Source organism: Chitinophaga ginsengisoli (assembly GCF_003014595.1).
GTDB lineage: Bacteria > Bacteroidota > Bacteroidia > Chitinophagales > Chitinophagaceae > Chitinophaga > Chitinophaga ginsengisoli.
The window spans coordinates 92,191-113,656 of record NZ_PYGK01000012.1; the positions used below are offsets into that span (position 1 = coordinate 92,191).

The 21,466-nt window shown below is 42.0% G+C and carries 13 protein-coding genes; 4 read left to right on the plus strand and 9 right to left on the minus strand.

Annotated features, from left to right (window positions below):
* The first annotated feature begins 568 nt into the window (after positions 1-568).
* Positions 569-2,449, plus strand: coding sequence for a GDSL-type esterase/lipase family protein (locus tag CLV42_RS24065; RefSeq protein WP_170117629.1), 1,881 nt, complete (start codon positions 569-571; stop codon positions 2,447-2,449).
* A gap of 219 nt (positions 2,450-2,668) precedes the next feature.
* Positions 2,669-4,177, plus strand: coding sequence for a S41 family peptidase (locus CLV42_RS24070; protein ID WP_170117630.1), 1,509 nt, complete (start codon positions 2,669-2,671; stop codon positions 4,175-4,177).
* 7 nt (positions 4,178-4,184) lie between these two features.
* On the opposite strand, the gene CLV42_RS24075 is transcribed toward CLV42_RS24070, so the two are convergent.
* Positions 4,185-4,946 (minus strand): hypothetical protein, encoded by a 762-nt coding sequence (locus tag CLV42_RS24075; protein ID WP_106604484.1) that lies wholly within the window; start codon positions 4,944-4,946, stop codon positions 4,185-4,187.
* A 443-nt stretch (positions 4,947-5,389) separates the two neighbouring features.
* On the opposite strand from CLV42_RS24075, the gene CLV42_RS24080 reads away from it, so the two are divergent.
* Complete coding sequence (locus CLV42_RS24080) at positions 5,390-6,364, plus strand: hypothetical protein (protein WP_106604485.1); 975 nt, start codon at positions 5,390-5,392, stop codon at positions 6,362-6,364.
* 235 nt (positions 6,365-6,599) lie between these two features.
* Here the strand turns inward: CLV42_RS24080 and CLV42_RS24085 are convergent, their stop codons facing one another.
* On the minus strand, positions 6,600-7,496 hold the full coding sequence (locus CLV42_RS24085; RefSeq protein ID WP_106604486.1) for a DUF6263 family protein: 897 nt from the start codon (positions 7,494-7,496) through the stop codon (positions 6,600-6,602).
* A gap of 86 nt (positions 7,497-7,582) precedes the next feature.
* Positions 7,583-7,885: a hypothetical protein gene (locus CLV42_RS24090; RefSeq protein WP_106604487.1), complete on the minus strand. Its 303-nt coding sequence runs from the start codon at positions 7,883-7,885 to the stop codon at positions 7,583-7,585.
* 182 nt (positions 7,886-8,067) lie between these two features.
* On the opposite strand from CLV42_RS24090, the gene CLV42_RS24095 reads away from it, so the two are divergent.
* On the plus strand, positions 8,068-8,415 hold the full coding sequence (locus CLV42_RS24095; protein WP_106604488.1) for a DUF488 domain-containing protein: 348 nt from the start codon (positions 8,068-8,070) through the stop codon (positions 8,413-8,415).
* Positions 8,416-8,554: 139 nt separating this feature from the next.
* On the opposite strand, the gene CLV42_RS24100 is transcribed toward CLV42_RS24095, so the two are convergent.
* The 6 genes from CLV42_RS24100 to CLV42_RS24140 all read right to left on the minus strand — a co-directional run bounded on the left by CLV42_RS24100 (position 8,555) and on the right by CLV42_RS24140 (position 21,311).
* A complete protein-coding gene (locus tag CLV42_RS24100) occupies positions 8,555-8,920 on the minus strand; it encodes a hypothetical protein (RefSeq protein WP_106604489.1) in 366 nt (121 codons plus the stop codon).
* Between the two features lie 633 nt (positions 8,921-9,553).
* On the minus strand, positions 9,554-9,967 hold the full coding sequence (locus tag CLV42_RS24110; protein WP_146154470.1) for a hypothetical protein: 414 nt from the start codon (positions 9,965-9,967) through the stop codon (positions 9,554-9,556).
* Positions 9,968-10,075: 108 nt separating this feature from the next.
* Positions 10,076-10,630, minus strand: coding sequence for a hypothetical protein (locus CLV42_RS24115; RefSeq protein WP_106604492.1), 555 nt, complete (start codon positions 10,628-10,630; stop codon positions 10,076-10,078).
* A gap of 190 nt (positions 10,631-10,820) precedes the next feature.
* Entirely contained in the window at positions 10,821-11,228 is a 408-nt protein-coding gene (locus CLV42_RS24120) for a hypothetical protein (protein ID WP_106604493.1), read from the minus strand.
* A gap of 1,408 nt (positions 11,229-12,636) precedes the next feature.
* Positions 12,637-17,046: a DUF6443 domain-containing protein gene (locus CLV42_RS24135; protein WP_106604496.1), complete on the minus strand. Its 4,410-nt coding sequence runs from the start codon at positions 17,044-17,046 to the stop codon at positions 12,637-12,639.
* A 23-nt stretch (positions 17,047-17,069) separates the two neighbouring features.
* Positions 17,070-21,311, minus strand: coding sequence for a DUF5977 domain-containing protein (locus CLV42_RS24140; protein WP_106604497.1), 4,242 nt, complete (start codon positions 21,309-21,311; stop codon positions 17,070-17,072).
* Between the last annotated feature and the right edge of the window lie 155 nt (positions 21,312-21,466).

The window sequence follows — 21,466 nt, forward strand, 5'->3', positions numbered from 1 at the left end:
CATTTCGCGGGGTGTTCTATAAAGATCGTAAGCGCCTACTACGCTGGTCTTCCCACTACCGTTATTCTTACAACTAACGGCGTACACTTACTGTTTATTTCGTTAACACCTGGCGAGATGAACTATCTGAAGTCAGTCATTAAAGCCAATATGACTGGCCTGTACCGGAAGTGTACGACATAGTAACCATTTAACCGTTTTCTATAACCCTTAGTAAGAGTGTTTCGGTTCCCGGGCACTCTTTTTCTTGCTCAGCCTGACGGCATTTCCTTCGCAGGAAAACCGGGCTGATGAAGCCTGAAGACTCACCACAGCATTGAGAAACAATGCCGCCTATATGTTTATTATCCTGACCAATTATTTATCGTATTTCTGACCTTTTTTCATTAACTTTAATACAAACCTAATTACTCCGAATACCCCAAAACGTTAGTTCTAGTCTTTCCTTTTCCGGATACCCTGCATACAGCCTTTTCCTTAACGAATACTCTACTTCAGGACGGAGCGTGCCCACCAGTAATTAATGGCCAACCGACATTATTTTTGTTCATCGTTTAACTCCTTAGCTATGCGAACACTATTTTTACTCACATTTCTAACCATTTACAGCAATTTTATCTATCCACAAACCTGCAGCACACCCTACCGTATTGTAGTCCTGGGTTCTTCTACGGCTGCCGGTATGGGCGCCACGCCCAATCACAGCTGGGTCTACCTTTATACGCAATATCTCAAAGGCATCAACACGGGTTACCAGGTATATAACCTGGCAGTAGGCGGTTATACGACCTACGATATTAATCCGACCGGCTATGTTCCACCACCAGACCGCCCATCTCCTGATACAGCCCACAACATCACGAAAGCGCTATCCTTGCAGCCTGATGCTATTATCATCAATCTGCCTACCAACGACGTTGGCCGGGGATATACCATTGCAGAGCAGCAAGCCAACTACCAACGCGTTATCAGTTTAGCTACTGCACAAAATGTGAAAGTCTGGGTATGCTCCACGCAACCACGTAACGATTATTCAGCACAGATGGTTGCCAATCTCAAGACAATGCGTGACTGGACCTTTTCCTACTTCGGCGACAAGTCCATCGATTTCTGGACAGGCATGAACCAACCTAATGATTCTATCAAGTGGGCGTACAGTTATGGCGATGGCATTCACTTCAATGACTCCGGCCACTATGTATTATACACCCGGGCAGTTGCCCGAAACATTCCGCAGGCGCTCTGTAACGGTAATCCGCCGCCACCAACCGTACCCGTCGTACTGAACAGCTTTACTGTTACAAACAGCACCAATAAACTACAGCTGAACTGGAGTACCGCTTATGAAAAGAATGTAAAGCGTTTCCTGGTGCAACGAAGTACAGACTCAGTGAACTTCAGTGCCCTGGCTACAGTTACTGCTACAGGCAATGACAGTACCGCTCGCTCATATACTTATCTGGATACCGTGCTCCGCAAGGTGAAACAGCTCTACAGGCTGGACGTTATCGTAGCAGATACGCATTATATCTACAGCAGCATTAAGTCCGGCATACCGGATACGGCTTACGGCGCCAACACTTACTTCAACATTACCAATCTCCAGGTACAACCAAATAAAGATAAACTGCAGATACTATGGTATAGTAACAACGAAAAGAGCACCAAACAGTTTATCATAGAACACAGCAGCGACTCGCTGCACTGGAACACGGTAGGTACGCTGGCTGCGGCAGGCAACTATTCCGGTTCCCGCTTCTACAATTTCACAGATACCACCACCTATTACCGCCTGCAATATTACCGGCTGAACATGGTCACTACTACCAACCTTCATTTCTTCAGCGCTGTGGTGAAAGGCATGCCTGATACTATGTATACGCAGCCATTCCGGATCGCTACTTTTACAGTCACCTTGCAGCAGTCTAAAGCACAACTCAACTGGACCACAAGCGCAGAAAAGAACACGATGAACTTTAGTATTGAACGCAGCAGAGATACGCTGACATGGCTCGCCATCGGCACTGTCAACGCAGCCGGCAATTCTACCACTACCCGCTCCTACAGCTTCCGGGATACAGCTACACAAACGGGTACCGTTTATTACCGACTCAACATGCTGACACACGATAACAGGCGCTTCTTCAGTAAAGTCGTGAAATTCACTTTCCCGGCGGCGCGTATTAAATCTTCCCCGCAGGCGCCGGTTGTCTCTGATGCAAAGGACGGCCTACTGCTGGCACCTAATCCCATACAGGAAAGCACGCAACTGCTTGGCTTGTCTCCGGGTAATCATGCCGTCAGGATCTTTGACTTTTCCGGCCGGGAGATCTATTTTAATCCGCAATTCCAGCAAGGTAAAAAAATAGATGCCCACCACTGGACAAGAGGTGTGTATATAGTAGTAGTAGATGAGGGGAAATACCGGTTGAAAGTAGTGAAGCAATAATTAAAAGTGATTATAATCTTCCTTTCTGATTATTATGTCCATGTCCGGGAGAGGCGTTCGGGATGAACGCCTCTCCTTTTTTGCGGCGCGGCATAGTATACTTTACCCCTCCTGTCATTCTCTCGCTGGTATATACTCAATTGGAAGATTAATTTGTTGAAATCTGATAAAATCAGCCTATTTTATATCCCGTATCCTAACGTTACCATGCTTTACCTAATGAGAAAGTACACTTTTCACTTTATCCTTGCCTTCATCTTCTTGTCTTGTAAACAAACTTCAAAGCAGGAGAATGCGTTCGCCTCAGCTGCATTTACATCCCTGGCTAAATACCCGGCCAAAGCGCTTCAGGGTGACTTTGATCTGCTGGTTAGCAGTCTGAAAGAGGGACATACCGGCATATACTGTTATACTACCGCCCAATCGTTTGACAGCCTGGTGGCTGCTCAGCGGGCGATGATACAGGATAGTATGAACGGATTCCAGTTCTATAACATCGTCTCCCCGATAGTAGCTGCTACCAAAGAAGATCACTGCGACATCAATCTGTCTGATGAGCTGAAAGGTTTTCTGCGGCAACAAGGAAAGTTTATGCCTCTGTCTGTACTCAATTCCGGTGATGATACTTTTATATTAAATGATACTATCTCGGGGCAGTCTTTCAAGGGAGCCCGTATCATAGCCATCAACGGAATGCCTATTCAGGCCATCAAAGAAAAGATCTATCGGACGTTTGGATCAGACGGTGATATTCTAAGTTCAAAGATCGCCTTCCTGGAAGGGATAAAATTGGCAATTGAATATGCGAAAGTGATTGGGCAGCCGGAAAGCTTTGACATGACGGTAATGAATCCTTCAAACGGCAGTCAGCAAACAGTTTCAGTGAAGTCTGTAACATTCGATGCGCTGAAGACTATTGAAACGAGAGTGGATAGCACCTATCATACAGATACAAATAAGCCACCCGCATCATTTGAGTATCTTGACGGCAATACTGCGCGGTTGACCTTTAATACTTTCAGCAACAGCAGATTTCGCAAGCAGCATATGAATTTCCAGGAGTTTACAGACTCCTGTTTTAATGTCCTGTTAAAAGATAAACCAGAGATCCTGATCATCGATATGCGCGAAAATGGCGGTGGCTCTGAAGGGAATGAGGATTATCTCTTTTCCTGGCTCACAGATCAGCCGTATATCAAATACGATAGTGTAGAACTATCCAGGTTTGAATTCAGTTTCATCAATCATACAGATTATGCTGCAGATAGCGACCGGATAGCATTATATAAGGAGCTTCGTGAAGAAAACGAATTGACTGGTCATGGAAAAATACTCCGCAAGAAAGGGATCTATACTCCTACACCGCCAAGAGCCCATCCTTTCAAAGGCTTCCTGTATATCCTTACGAGTGGCTGGACCTATTCCGGTGGAGCAGAATTCTGTAGTCTCGTACGCGAACATACGAACGCAGTCTTTGTCGGACAGGAAACCGGTGGCGGCTATTATGGCAATACCAGCGGCACTATGCTGGAGCTGACATTGCCGGTTACAAAGCTCAGCATCTCCATTCCTATACTTAAATTTAACCTGGCTGTACATAAGGGTATTCCCGGGCATGGTGTCATCCCGGACTTTGAAGTCAAGCCTTCATTTGAATCTTTTAGCAAAGGAATTGATCAGGAATTAGACAAGGCGCTTTCTGTAACACCTGCAGTAGAAGCCAGATGAATTTTTATCAATCCGCTATGGTAGCAGGTTGAGATAAAATCTCCTTCTCTCCTTTGTAAATGGTCAGCTCCGCGGGTGCATCATCATATTTCCCACCGAGAACTGTAACGGAACAGTTATACACGTAGCCGTTGGTTTTGAATTCATATCGGTGGTTACCACCGCTACCTTCAGGTATATATTGGCCGTTCTCTATGATGAGGTCAGGTTTATCGCTCTGTTTATTTTTCAGCCCCCAGGAAGCGTAGCGGTAATTTCCATTACCCATATCATCGATCCTGATCCTGAACTTACCTGTTTCCAGCAGGGCGACAGGCCGTTTGAATTCTTTCAGGGACGAGTGTACCAGGCTCCTTTCCTTTTCTACCAGGAGGGCTCTTTTTTTGCTTTCAACAGCTGACTGATAATTCACCGCTATCAGCTTGCCTTCTTCATTCAGCCATAACTGTCCGTGACGCAACATCAATCCGCGCCATCCCATTTTAGACCAGTCTTTATCGGGAGCAGAGGTGGTGATCATCTCAACCAATGTGTCATTGAAGATCTCATTATACCTGTTTAAAAACTCCTGTTTATTTTTTATCGCCGGAAGCGGGTATTCCCTTCTTAAAGGGAAAACGATCTTCTTAGATAAGGCTACTTTATCCTGTTGTTTTACACAGGTAATGAAATCGGAAATAACCTTTTGGTATTCATCATTTTCATCCTGACTAAAAGCAGGAAGAAAAGATAACGTTAACAACAGTATGGCAATGAATGACTTTTTCATAATTTAATTAAGCACGTTTAACTGCAAAGATACCAAAACGCTAATGTCTTTACACCGCGGATATTTCTTTCTATTTTATGGCCCCAAAGTCCCTGTAATGCGCATCGAAGCTTAGGGATGGTATGAAACAGCCTTTTAAAAGACGAATAAGAAATTGTACGGCTATTCAAAGAAGAAGGCCTGGGATAGTTTGTCGTAGCTTGGCGATATTGTCTGATTAAGTCCAACTTAAGTCCTATACAACTCCTATTGAAGTTTAGTGATAACAGTTCTTTAAAGGCTGATTATAAGTGCATTACAATACCCTATAGGGATATACAGGTGTACTTTTAATACCCTCATTATGCACGGAAAGAATAAAAGAATATCGCTGACAATAGACTAACTATCAACTTGTTAAAATGCAGGTTTTTCTGTAAATTGAAGAATAAACGATTACATCCATGGCCCAAAACCGAAATATTATTACACAGGGACTCTCCGGCCACGTCGGAGATCTCATCTTTTACGAACGGAACGGCAAGAAATTCTGCCGTAAAATGCCCGAGTATGGCCCGGACAGTATGTCTGTCGCCAGTAAACAAAGTAGCCGCGAGTTCGCCAAGGCCAGTAAGGCCGCAAAATCGATCCGTGCTGCGCTGAATGGTATCTGGCAGCCGGCGAAAGACGAAACGACCGTATACAGGCTAAATAAGGCCGTTTATGCGGCTTTGAGGGAAGACACCCTGCATACCCGTGGTAAACGTGTATTCAGTCCCGCTGCCTTACATCAGCATCTCAAAGATTTCCGCTATAACAAAAAGGCCGTCATGACCATTGGCGGCATTGATACCATACGTCAGGAGGACGGCAGCATTAAGGTACAGCTGCCCGTTAACTGGCAACACTGGCTGAAACCTCCTAAGGATGCACGTTATATACAGCTTCAGGCAGTATCGCTGGACATGGATCTTGAACAGAATAGCTGCCTTGGCACCACGACCGCAGCGAGTTGCGTCCGGCTGGGAGAAAGAGAGCATTCCCTGATGTTACCTGTTGTACCTGTCAGGGCCACGGCTACGATCGTTCTTTTACAGATCCGCTTCCTGCATACTGATACAGGTATTCAATCCACCGGCACCGCCAGTAGCGAGCAGGCATTTGTGACAGCAGTGCTGGAGCCGGTATTACCATTGATAGAAAAGGCCAAAGATCCGCAGCAGCCAGCCAAAACACCCCGGATTGCGAAGAAAAGCCGCTCCGCAGCGGATATGCTGTATGCTGTCAACCAGGAAGGCAGATCAACTACACATTTTAGCGGGGAAGCAATCAGCGAACGGTCAATCCCGAAAAAATCGATCCTCATTGCAGATGTGCCGGAAAAAAGCCCTCCGCTAACGGTCTTCCATCAGTATGACTGTGACCAGTTTCTGGTCTGATCAACTCATATTTTACTTTGACGATACTTACTGATTGTTACATGGCGTAGCAATCCGGGAATGTTATGACATGCACTAATAAGTAAAGCCGCCCATAGAGCGGCCTTACAATCTTTTTGTGACCCCACCGAAAGTATTAGATTCCCCGGTATCCGCTATAACAGCGGTTTTAATATTCCCATAACATGGTCCCGAATATGCAAGTTAACAACATCGCACCCCCATAATACATCTGCTACTTCTTTTGCATCTCATTCTTTACCGTTCTTACCACCAACCTTGTAATATTGCCGGCTCTTGGCTTCATATCATCCTTCACAGAAGATCTCAGTAACAATCCTGTTTTAACATCCACAGTGATCGTTCCCTTCCTGGAATAAGATGCCTGGATATCGTTGTTGATAGAAGTAGCAGATGACACAGCGATCTCCATCTCATTCGCTTCTTCAGACTTCACAATATACTCTGCTCTTAATGGTCCTACGTGGTGATTATCATCTTTGTACCATTTGTCTCCTACCGCTACCTCTTCTTCCGGGACATAAGAGAAGGCGCCGTCAAAGATCTTCCTGATCTCTTCATTATTAACAGTACCCCTGGTTGCCTTACCGAAGCTCTGTGCAACAGCTTGATTTTGTTCTTCCATACCGTCGAGCGCAATGTTGATCAGGGAATCTACGCCGGTTACCTCGTCTACTCTCCAATCAGGGTTGATGTAAACAGTAAATGATTTCCCCAGCATCCCCTCGCCCAGTTTACGCAGCTGGTCATTCTTCGTGTGTAACTCATCGCCTACGCTCTTTACGACGAACTCTTTGAAATCGTCCGAGTTAAAGCCGGTAAGGTCATGCGTAAACAGGTGTTCTGTCCGCTGGTTGATCTTCATGTAAGTAGCCCTGATCATCAGCTTTCCCTGCGCTGTCTTCCCTACTACCCGCAGGACCCAGCTGGTCGAAAAACTCTGATTAATGGCACGTACACCGTCATCATGAATGTCGGAAATGGTAGTATTCTTGAAAATGTATTGCTCTCCTGGAGTCAATACCGGGATAATTGCCCTCTTTACCTGTGCAGATAAGATTGATGAAAAGAAGATAAGGCCCGTCAACAGGACAGTACTCTTAGTGGTCATAGGTATATGCGATTAGTTTAAGAAACAAATATATTAAAATGAATATATAAAGTAAAGGAGCTTGTGACCACCGGTAATTCCGGTCCTTATGAGATCAGGTTAAAAGATACCAGCACAATGGTAACACTTACACAGATCAGCGCCACCAGGAAGACATAATCTGCCACCTTCTCCAGTCGCTCGCTTCTCCGCTCATCTTCGGCCCGCATAGACAGGAATGACAGAAAACAACTGGCCATTAAAAGCAGTGAGGCAATCCCGGTACTGTCATCGATGAGCGTACTATTGTTGAAATGCATGACTTTGATGGAGGTCAGCACAATTAAACAAAATCCCAGCAGGTTGGTAGATGTATTGAGGATGTGTGGTGATTTGCTTCCGTTTGCCATATGCTGTGCTGATTTAAGGTCAAAAGTTAAGTAAAAGCTTGTTTTTAATAGATTTATGGGGAAATTTATAAGGGAAATTTAACAAAGTGGATGAGTGTTAGTACTTCCTGCTCCCTTTAAATGGCGCACTTATTGTGCCCCTTCCGCTTGTAGCTTTATCTTCCAACATCAACAACATCGATATGCAAGTTGCGATTAAAAGAGCTTATGACGCCCCTGATACAAAGGACGGCTACCGCATACTGGTTGATCGCCTATGGCCACGGGGGATTAAAAAAGAGGCTGCCGAAATTGATCAATGGCTGAAGGAAGTGGCTCCTTCTACGAAGTTGAGAACCTGGTTCGGGCATGACCCGGCAAAGTGGAAGGAATTTAAAAAGAGGTACCGGGAGGAGCTAAAGGATAATGAAGCCTGGGATGATCTGCAGGCACTGGCAAAGGCAAAGACGAAGATTACGCTGGTATATGGTGCGAAGGATGAGAAGCATAACCAGGCAGTGGTGTTGGAAGAGTTGTTGGGGGGAGAGTAGTGTTATTTCCATATCATCAAAATAAAACATTAACGACACCAGACATTCTGTGAAAGATCGTTCCATGTCACTCCAGAGCACCCAATGACAGATTTCCCTTGATGGCAGCGAAGGATATCGCAGCGAAACGAAATTGCCCCTATACTTTCATAATTTCTACACCTTCTGCAAGGATTCTTATTTCGCTTCCGGTAGATGATGTTTTTATAACATAGCAGTACAACTTTATGTGATCAAAGGTACCTCCCCATTTTTTATAAAAACCTATTAAATCTTCATCATCCGGTGGCGCTATGTAAGCATCATCAATTGACTCATTGGCAATAATTCCAAAATTCATCGTTGCCTTGAACAAGTAAGATTTCTTGAACACGAGTTTAGATGTTGACTTATCTTCATACCATTTAACAATAATTTCTATGCTGTCATTATTTCCCGGGTCAGTTCGATTAATAGAAATATTTTCGAGTATAGAATCATGCCAGTAATACTCATCAAAATTCATAGTACAATTTTTCATTTCTCCAGCATTTAAATACCATGATCCTTAATTTCTCAGCGTTTATGCATGCATCAACCCCGGAATGGCGTCCAACTATTGAATTTATATCGTCTTCAGGATAAAACTTAAACTTCGCAAAGGAAATTTGATACATCACATACTGATGTATTGAGATCCGCTACGAACACAATTGGCAGCATTACCTATTTATTCAAATCTATCTTACCAAGATAGCAATTCCCTTTAATACTCTCAGTACTGTATAAATCGTAAATTCCTTCTCTAGGTTCAATACAGAATTCCGTCACTTCGTCATACTGATAACATTGAATATCCAAACTATTCATTGGTCGTATTGGTATGCCATTTAAACTTGGCGGATCTTTTTTTCTTGAATGAAGAATCAATTTGTAATATTTCCCAATATTCACTTTTTCTCTGCAGGAAAGGGTATCAGTATTCTCTTTCTGAACTATTATTTTATATACACTATCCTTCTTTGTAGCATAAATGACATACCAGTTGTTTACTGATTTGACCTTTCTAATTAAATAGATATTTCCTTTATAATCACTTAGTTTACTTGAACTTCTACAAGCAGCCAGGCATACAAAAAGCAATAGGTACAGGAAAATATTACGGTAACTTCTCAACAAGATATAATCCTTTTAGGTTTTCTGCGTAAAGTAAATCGAAGATACCTTTATTTCTTTCCAGGCATATCACATCGGCAGTATTGTCAAAATTAAAGCACTTAACTCCGTAAGCAAACATTGCCCCGTAAATCATAGAGTGTAACTTTAAATTATATTTCTCATGCTTTCCAATCTTCATGCCTTCAGCATCGATTTCTTTATGCGACAATATTTTATACCGATATGCTTCATGTTTTACATAAATCAAATTCCATGAACCAATAGAATCAATTTTATATACTTTGTAAACCCAGGTAGGATCATAATCTTTTTTCCGTCCTGTGTCCAAATACGATCTAGAAGCACAAGAGGTTATTAATGTCAATACTAACGATGCTAAAATTAGCCTTTTCATTAATCGAGATAACAGTTTAACTTGTCCCTTCTCTTGTCGCCTCTAAGACACAATAGTTAAAAACCAACTATTAAGATATAAAAGCCCGCTTGTCCAAATTATGAGCATTCAATTTTCACTACATTTTAGTATTGGGGGATTGAAATAACCGACACCCCTATTGGTAATAACGCGTTTATAAATCGCTAAGTTATTTTTACAAAAAAAATAAACGGCCGCTTTCTGAGAATCGTCACGCGAATATTCAGGATATTTCATTTTTAAGCTGTCCATTTCAATTAAATTATATCTTTGAAATGCCCCCAGCGCTTCTCTATTTATAGGATAATTATTATCTCGCCAAAGGAACAATTTTCCATCTCTCTCGTAAAACCTGTTCTCTGATTTCCCCATACTTCCAATTGTATCTTCCGGCTCCAATATTATTTTTCTTCTCAATCCTAATATAGATACAATTAAAAAATCCTTGTGCTGGTTATAATTCCATACCTTAATACGAAAAATACTATCTTCTTGGTAAAGCTTACACTTCTCAGCAAAATCCTCAATCGCAATCTGAATAGCATCCTTGGGAGGATCTCCTTGCTGCACAGTGGTTTTAGAAGTACTACAACTATAACAAGCTATGGCGAAGAATACTGTAAATAAAATATGATTCTTCATAAAAAACTGATTATTAATCTCAATTAGTTAACTATCAACCACTCTCGTATCTTAAACAGGAGGCGTGTATTCACCAAACAGCTACGCTGCAAACAATCCGCTTATACATAACCAGACTATTCTATGAAATGATAGCAGTATTCTACGTCTCCCATATTACCCCAATCCTTTTGGGAAACCCGGGCATTCCCTAATAATAGATCTTACGTTGACACATATTCAATGCCTTATATGGCAATTCCCCTCTTTCCAGCAATTCTCGTCCGTTATAAGCAAATCCTCCTAGTGGTAAAAACATGTTGCTCCCCAATGCGCCTTTTATAATAGAAGTTTTCTTTATCACAAAAGAGTAAGCTTTACCAACTTTTATCTTATAACTATGTCCATTCCCATTCATCAGTGGACTCTTTATACCTAATGGGGACAAAATTGTAAACTTTTCAGCATTATCACCTTTAGCCTTAACAACTATATAATTGTCGATAGGATAAATCTCCGTTACTATTGCTTTTACAACCAGGGTATCACCTATTTTTGCCTGAGTAGATTTGATAAAAAATAAAGGACTCCATAGCAATAAAAATAAAAATCTAATCATTTAGGAATCAATTTTTAAACCGTCTTGTATAAACACTGGCAGATGGATTTATCATATAATATACATTAGGGATAGCGATCGAAAAAGCAGGCATACTATCAATAATAAAAACCTCTCTATCATAATTTCCCTCTAATTTGTTTGGTTACCTTTCACTTTCAGACGCTTATAGGACTCCGCGGTGATATTAAATCTACAATTTGAACCGCCGACTTCATATCCAACGTAGCCAATCCAATTCTCAAAATAAAGAATGGTATATTGCCCATTTGCAATCTTAGACTGAATACCCTTTCTAATTAAATAGACATTTCCTTTATAATCACTTAGTTTATTTGAACTTCTACAAGCAGCCGGGCATACAAAAAGCAATAGGTACAGGAAATTCTACATCTTACGGCAACTTTTCAATAAGATATAATCCTTTTAGGTTTTCTGCATAAAGTAAATCGAAGATACCTTTATTTCTTTCTAGGCATACTACCGTACTAGTATTATCCAAATTAAAGCAACTAACGCCAGAACCAGCTCGTGGCCCGTAAATTCTAGAATGTAATATTAAATTGTATCTCCCGTGCTTTCTGATCATAATACCCCCACCAGCAATTTCTTTATGCGACAATATTTTATATCGACATCCTTCATGTTTCACGTAAATTAAATTCCATGAACCAATAGAATCAACTTTATACACCTTGTAAACCCAGGTAGGATCATAATCTTTTTCCCTCCCAGTGTCCAAATACGTTCTAGAAGCACAAGAGGTTATTAATGTCAATACTAACAATACTAAAACCAGTTCTTTTATTTTATCATGATAACGGTTTAATCTACACATTTTCCATCGGTAAGAATATACAATAGCTACAGGTTAATTAACCTTACTCGATACGTGCAGCAGGGTCACTACTAAAGACAACATAAAAACGAATCGCTACAAATAGTATCGTTAGGATGGAAAAAACTATTAGATGCAAAATAAATACCCTCCGATAAGAATACTTTTCAATCCTCAATAGCCGCTTTCCAAAAATCATAAACAACGCTTGTAGGAGAGAAAAAATCATTGACAAACCAATCCCCAGACCTGACCTCATTACAAAATAATAAATCGGTCTATCATGGAGCATATCATACTCTGTATGTAGAGAAATGTTTCCAAAATTTAATATTACAAACAATAGGCTCGCAAATAAAATCTCCACTACCGAATAAATTAACAAAGCAATTGTTCTTGTTATTCCCTTATTAACTACCATAATAATATTTAAATTAACCAAATGAACATTGAAGAATAATCTATCACCTACGAATCATCAATGAAAAACTAAGCCTTAAGCTAAGACGCAACCAAATTTTTAGAACTAGCATAAATTGAAACTGTAAGAATAAATAATAGTATAACACTTTAATTCCTTTTATAAACCACTCCTTTATCAGTCTCAACTTTTTTCACATCATTAGATTGAATAAATAGGGAGACTATATTTTGTAATTTACGTATCGCATCTGCGGTAACAGTTCCTCCGTGTGAATTGGAGAATCCCATTCCATCCAATTTGAAATAATACTTCACGCCCTGAACTGGCATGGCTGGAGAAACCGGGTCATCAGTGTAGTGTATTTGATAAGAAGTAATATTATCCGGACTCACGAATTCATCCGCTTCATCAGGTGACAGGTATAGTAATGCTTCAACAGGATGATTTTTCGATTCTCTTTCTCCGAATTTCTCACTCAAGTACGACGCAATACCTGCCGCAAAGGCAGCACCTTCACTATGGCCCACTACTTTGAATGTTTCATTTTCTTTCATTCCGCCAACCAACTCTTCATAATGCTCTTCTGCATATCTTCGTCCAAGTGCATAACGGTCCCCGCCGCTTTGATCTCCTCCATATAAAGAAGAGCCGTCAACAAAATGATTTCCTTCAGAACTTGATGCACCCAAAAAGGAGCGCGCAGCGGGTATAAATTTCTTACTAAAAAAGTCCCAATAAGACTGCTTTGGTGCTCCCGGACTTAATCCAACGGAATGAACAATTCTATTCCAATGCCCATTTACAAATATGACCAACTTACCATCAGGGTCGATACTATTTATCGGATTGTTTAGCGTATAATTATAGCTGGAATATCCTTCATACTTTTCAGCCCTTGCATCATGAATTGACCATCTTCCTATTTGTTGGTTATACATTCTAGCCCCATAATCATACCACTCCAACCCACTTCCATCTCCAAATTCCCTACTCTGCAATTCCTTTCCATTATATTTTATCCTATTCTCAGCATAATTCACACCTTTCAACGCATTCGTAGATATCCCCGCCATTGTCAACCCATACGGATAATAATGCGTCTCCTCCAACAACGGCCCGCTATTCACCCCTAAGACCACATTATCAAAGAACACATCCTGTTGACTCTCATTACTCGTATAAACATACAAAAATCCGCTTTCTTCCACCGCCATCTTCTCAACTCCTAGTTCCTGCAGCTCATCCGGGCTCTCCTTCACCCGCCTCACCCCACTATTATCCTCCACTAATTTAAAATCATCATTGAATAAAACAAAGTTCAAATAGGCCTTCGGACGATTTGATTGCCCATTATCCTCATTCTTCTCCTTTAAACGTTGATAATTATTATTATAGAAGTCCGCATTAAAAGGTGTGTTATTAGAAATCACCTCAGAAGCATGTGATCCATTTCCACTTGTAGCGCCTCCAAATGCCTGTACCAAACCTGCGATCAGATCCTCCACCGGGGCCTTTCCATTATTATCATCCGGCCCCTGGGACTTATAAAATGCTTTTGCCTTAATTTGAACCGTATCTCCAGCCATTACCCGTAATACCAAAGAAGGACCGATCTTCTTCCCACCTGCCTTCGCATTCAACTTCGCAGCAAACTTGTTCTCTTCAGTAGTCTGGTCGGCAGGATAACCAGAAGGTATCTCTGCACGGGTCTCCTCCACATTGCTGAACAATGCCACTTCCTGAGCCGCCACCTCCGTTTCCATAGTAGCAGCATACATTGTAAAGTCTGTCTGATCAGTCAATACCGTTCTCACGTTACCCAGGTGATCCTTCTCAAAATAATCATACGCATATTGAATAGGCTGTCCGCTTTTATAAATAGGACGGATACGGCCCTCTTCATGACTAATCAGTTCAAGGCTGTCCTGTTTATATACAAATGGCCCCGCATAGTCAGTTACAGTTGTCTTAGAAGGACTACCGGTATTATCCAGCACCGTCTTGCTCAGCTTATTCCCCATAGCGTCATACTGGTAAGTAATTGTACCCTTACCCACAACAGTAATCACAGAAGGTAGATTCAGATGGTTGTATACAATTGAACTGATATGCTTATTGGAATCAGCGACCATGTTACCATTTCCATCATAGAAATAATCATTGCCGCTATTAGTGCCGTCAATAAAATCTCCCAGTTTGGCAGACGCAGTCTTAGCTGGATTAGGATCAGCTACCGCTGCCAGCTTGTTACTATTAGTTAAGTACGTATAGCTTAAACGGTCAATGGTATCGATGCTTGTTCCGATCATCCCCTTCTGCCACATGGATTTGATATTGCCATTAGCATCATAAGTCAGATTACTCACCGTGAAATCCTTCTTATCCTGTGCCCAGCTGCCACCATTCTTCTGAGTGAAGTATGCACCCGTCAACCGGTTGGCCTTATCGTAGCTATAACCATACGCCCATGCACTATCAGCACGGGTCTTCCACTTCACACCAGTTATATTGCCATTGTACAAACTGGAATCAAATCCATAGTCATAGCTGAGCTCTTGCCCAAACCAGTTCGACGTACTGGTCCCGCTGTTTACAAAGTTCTTGTTGATGCCCTGTAACCAGCCCCGGATATTATAAGTATAGTTCAAGCTATCAATCACACTACCAGAAGAGGCCATTCCTAAACGTTTCAACTTCAACTGTCCCAGTTCATCGTAACTATTTGTCGCTATCACCTTCTCCTGACTTACATCATCATTCAACCGTTTCCTCACTGTAAGCAACCGGCCAGCATTATCATAGGTCATACTTGTCAGCAAGGAACTTTGCAGTGTAATGCTTTGGGGATTCTGATGACGAAGATAACTTGCCAGTACGGCTCCTTTGAAATTGTAAAGTGTTGACAATACATCCTTCCCTCCCAGGTTATTTTCACTTATCACCTGAATAGCACGACCCTTATCATTGTAATAAGTAGTTGTCATCAGCCACGTATTAGTCCCCAGTACCCTTACTTTGGTGCCGGTCACTAATCCTGTAGTCATATTACTTACTGGCAGTTTCTCCGGATATAAAGTATCCGCTGCCAATAATTTGCCAGTATCAGTACCAACAAAAGCCAGTTTACCGGTAAAGTTATAGTTATCGTAAAATGTATAGGTCAGCGGTGTTAATGCCGATGTTGATAGATTAGGTAATGGATTCGTAGCAGTAATTATTGTCGTATCACCGGCAGCAGCAGGATCAATTTTTGCTTCAGTTGCGCCACCAGCACCGGAATCAAACCCATCGAGGATACTAATGCTGTTAGTGGCTGTATACAAAGGACTACCGTCATGCATATACAGTGACAGATCCGCTTTTGCAGGCGCCACATAAGAAATGGATTGAGATGTGGGAGCAGCATTCATGCTCGTCTGTAAAGCCTCCCTGGTAGAAGTTCCCGCATAGATAGCTGTCATAGTTGGACGATTCAGATCGTCATAGAAAGTAACCAGCCATTCCATTGGGGACTTCGTCCGTTGAACAGAGTCCTGTGTGAATACGAGCCTATCCCGCACATCGTACACCATAAATACCCTTCCGGCACCTGGGACCTTTTTCACTACCATACGTTGTCTTGCATCATATTGATACTGGAAGCACAACTCATCAGCAATAGTAGTGCTTATTGTCCAGGTACCTTTTATAGCTTCCACAGCCAATGGCGGTATAACAAAACGAAGGCTTCCCACGTCATCATACACATAATACGTACATAACCAGCCTATATGCCCTGTACCGGGAGTAGCTGCAATCTGTACCTTTTTTAGTACTACCTGACCTTGCTTGTCCTTATACTCAACCACCTGGCTGCCTTGCTCATCTATAGTCACATTCTCTTGTAACTGTCCGGCCGTATAATTGGCTACACTGGTAGGTATCCCTGTCCCGATATTCCATAATCGCACTGAATCAGCCACCGAATTCACCTGATACCGGATTTCTACAGGATGATTCACCCAACTATTGCCCGGTGCATAAGATTTAAGTGGTCTGTTAAGCGGCGACTGCTCAAACTCCTGTTGACTATAGTAAATATTCTCTCCAGCAACACCCGGATTAAGTACTCCATTCTGATAAAATGCTTTCTGTCCATTGAACGGATCAGTCTTAAATTTCCCGTCATTCAGATTACCAGATTGTTGCACATAGGGAAGATATTTGTATTGCTCTCTTCCATAACTATCATATATTACCGGCGCTACCAGATCCTTCCCTTCACTGCTGATCCCCTTTGAAACTGTTTGTATCGGTCTTCCAAGACCATCAAAGTATTGAGTGGATTGTTTTACCTCCCTCACCAGCCTGCTGCCAGATGTAACTGCAGCAGTATCTGTAAAAGGCTTATCCGACTCCCAGGTTCGGACATAGTTGATCGAGGTAGTATTGTACGCAGCCGGAACGGCTACGGCCGTTGCCGTATTACGCGTTCCGCCGGGCTTGTTCTGGGCTGACAAGACGCCCGGAATAATGAATAGTAACACCCAGCAAAATATACGCTGAAATTTCTTCATAAAAAGCAAACTTATATATTCGACTATTTATAGACTTCAATGATAATCGGTGTAGATACATTCCAGGATTTTACGCCCGTCACAACCTGATCAACACCATTTACAACCGCATTAAAAGACTGCTGCCCTTGTATCTTCACCACATAACTGTTACCCGTAGGCAGCAACTCTTTATATGGCAATACAGGATCACCAACTCCTTTAAACTCATACTGATAAAGCACCACTCCGTTGATATTCGTAATAGTCACAGAAAATGTGGATACTCCTGCATTAGGACGTTCACCTACAAAGAAGCTGGCAGTATTATCAGGAATACATGATCCATGTGAGTTAACATAGCTTTGTCCAAACAGGTCTATCTCACGCTGCGCAAGAGAATCGGCAGCCTTCTGACTGCTTTGAACTATGTATTGTCCGGCAGGTACTACATAATTGTAAGGACTACCAACATACCCTAAACTACAGCCAATAGGAGTAAAGACCTTGCTTTTCTGTACGTTATAGAAATTACAGGTTCCATTAGTGTTGGCGTAGTTCTGGCCATTTGCATTGATTTCCGCGTCTGCAAAGCCATCAGCATCCGCCTGACTAACATATGATTTATATTTCTCGGCAGGAACAACGTATGTAAGTACTGACCCATCGCCGATAGTACAATCGTTCTTTTTAAAGGTCGCTACCTTTTGTACATTAAAGAAAATAGAGGTCGTCGGCTGACTTACAGGTCGCACATAGCTATATTCATACCTTTTTAGAATATCACCATATTGATCTTTCACCTGCAACAAACGGTTAAAGCCATCATAGTCGAAATAGGAGATTGTATTATTGGCATCACTCTGAGCCGTCATCCCTATTAATGGGTCATGAACAAAAGTCTGCATTACCGCATTTTGTGGCAGCAGGCGCAGTTCATCAATTACTACAGTACCCTTTACTGTAACAGTTGTTGTTCCGGCAGTCAATTTATGCTGATAGAATGTCCATCCATTAATTGTTCTTCCTGCTACACCCGATTGCCCATTTACAGTAGCTGACGCCCCTTTCGCCCAGTATGAAACCATGTATGTTTTAGCGCCGTCAAGTCCCGTTTTGACAATATCTCCGCTTGACAAAGTATAGGAAGCTTTTCCAGTCAGCGATGTCGTGGTATTTCTTACTGTTGCCATCTGCCAGTTTCCTGTAGAGGATGATTCAAAACCGCTATAGGCAATATCGGTCAGCACCGCATTGGCTGCCTTGGCCACTACCAGACTATTGTTATAATCATATATTAAAGATGTATACAGGCCATTTCTTTCACGATACTGTGTCATGTTACCAAAAGCATCATAAAGCTGAATACTGGCCTTCTCTTCCAGCGGATTACCAAAGACAGATGATTCCAGCTTGGATGGTGCAATTAACGCACTTGTAAATGCTGCATAGTTAATTCGCTCCTTGCTTATCTCCGCAGTATCATTTTTTACGGTCCGTTGTTCTACGACGTTGCCGATCATATTGCGGGAGATCATATCCGAATAAGGTACAGTAGTTCCACCACTCACCATTTCATCAGGATATTTGGTATAGGTAGTAAAAGTCTGATTTTTACTATCGGTCGTTACTGTTCTGGTAACACCGAGGTGCTTATTATTATCATAATAATACCTTGTCAAAGATGTTAACGCTGTCCCATCATCAGGGTTATACATCGTTTCCTCTGTTGAGGTTTTCTGTACCCAGGATGTAACCAGGTTATATATTCCATATCCATAGTCGTTTTTATATTCGTCTGTAGCCGGAATAAAATAACCGTCCTGCTCATTACCACATGGATACAACACAGTTCTCAGCTTTTTAACACGCAACGCTTTCAATCTACGATAAAGATGAGCGGTGTCTCCGTCGTTAAACGCATATTGGTCTTTAACATAACTAACAGGAGTATAACTACCAGCCTTCTTCGCATACACAGTCTTTTCAGACAGGAGTCCCCTTTTATAATCATAGTTATTGACAGGAATAGAATTATTAGCCGCAGCAATATCCAGGTCAGGCCAGTATGTGTGATCGAAGTAGTAGTTATTTGCAGAATCGGCCGTAAACAAATAATTATATTTCGTATAACCATTATCTACCCCACTATTATCTACACTATATTCCCTTACTTCCTGGTATCCGACTGCGGCGCCCTGTGTTACACCAAGTATCACCTGGCTGCTGCTGGTCTCTTCAATGTAATTGGCAAAATTCGTATGACACATATCGTATCCCTGTTCAGAAGCCCCCCACATGTCAACAGCATAATAGTGGATATAAGCAGGATAGGTCAGCAAGACGCCCGGAGAATACTCAAACTTCTTTATTTCTACAGGAGTTGTAACTATATTATCATAGTTCTTTATGCTTCTGATTCTTAAACCACCTGCAATAGGAGGAGGAGGAGTTGGCGCAGTGGAGGTTACCTGCGTCCGGAATGTAATACCAGCCAGGATATGTCCCTTTTGCCATTCCTCCCCACAGTCAAAATAACTACACGTATTATCGACGGTTATTCTATAAGACCCTGCAGGAAGATTAAATGTGGTTTTAGGCACTATAACATTGTAAGAGCCGTCAGGGTTAGCCGGAATATTTCCTCCCGGGAACAGATCAAAAGCATTCCAGTAGTTTGTCTGCACGTAAGTTGAGCCACTCAGCCGTTCCAGCTTAACATATGGTAGCCAGGCACGATCCTTTGTTATTGGCTTGAAATAGTCTGTGAATTCTATCTCTATTGTAGCGTCACTCTGATTTTCAGTCACGACGAAGGTAGCCGTACTATCAAATCCACGGGGCATTTTTGGATTATAATTGCTAAGCCAGATCGTATTTGCCCCAACAACTGTGGTAGGTGCACCAGGAGTAACACTTGCCTGATATTCATGTGCTTCATAGTCAAAATCCGTATATCCTCCTGTAGGATATTTTATCCGCCATAGTGTCCCGGCTTTCATTGCTGATTCGTTTGGCTCTCTGTTTGCAGACAACACTGCCTGCAATTTGCTACTGTTCGGCAATAGGTTATTATTGGCGGCGCCATTAAAATACCCCCAGTGATCCTGTGAATTAGAAAACCTGGATGGCAGACCCGGGTAATAGTAAAAGCTATGCACCATCTTATCTGTACGGGTTTTGTTATACTCAGAAACAGAATCCAGATAATAGCGATCGCCGGTATAGGAATATTGAAGGAGGAATTTTTTCACCAGATTACCTGCGCCGCCAGCAACAACTTCTATACTATCTAATAAAGTTCCGGACAACATATCCTGCCTGGCAGTATTTGACTTAAATCTGACCTCTCCCTGTGACCATTTTATAGAAGACAGGCCACCTTTACCCGTCGTCAACTGGCGGGTATTCATAGGATCGCTATTAGGCGTTCCATTATACAAAAGAACTGAGGTATGAAGGATACTGGGCCAGGCAGAAGCCCCAGCTGGCTGGTAAGTCATTCCGCTTGTCAATTCTTTCAGCGACTGGGTTGACTTGAGCGTATAAGATTCGCTCTTTGTTACATATTGCAATGATATCGTATCGCTTTTATCACTCGAAACGATACTTGTCAGATACCAGGCATTATCGAAGAATTCAAAGTTGCCGGGAGATCCATCTGCAATCCTTGTTTGCTCCACGCCACCGGAAACTCCATCCGTTGATCCAAAAGTGTAAATCGTTCCGCTTTCATCCACAATCTCCCAAATATTCGCAGCGCTGCTGGACATGAAAGGATGCTTAGTCAGTTTAAGCGCATTTTCAGGAATACTATGAAAGTTACCCTTCTCATCAAAGAAGAACTTTCCAGACCGGCCATTGAAGTTATAAAAATAGGCATCCGGCTCTGTATCAATATCGCCATCAGTTACCTTATTAAAATACAGGAAGGTGCTTACGCTGTTCAAAGCATAATTGTCCTGCAAGACTACGCCTGATTTCAACCTGCTCAAATAACCATTAGGATCATTATCCGGCAATCCAATTATCGTACGTGTAATAGCACCACCAGCATTTAAAGTCCAACCAACTCCGGTACCAGCACTCATTTCCTCCACCTTTACCCCGGAACCATGATAGCTCAATGACACCGGTAATGAAAGTTTTCCTTCCTTTACATCATAAATAGAAACACTAACGTTTGCAACGCCTGTATAATAACTAACAGGCCATGCCCCGAATTTACCAAGGGATGCGGCTGTAGGCGATGGTGGTATCACTTCCGGAATAAAACCATTACTCAAACTACCAGCTTTCGATTGAGACTTTGCAATGTGGGTCCCCAACAAACACATTATAAATGGTACGTAAAGCATTAAACGTACAGAAAACTTGCTCATCATTAAAAATTTTAGGTATAGCGTCCTGAATCATTAGATACAGCGTCTGCGAAACGCAT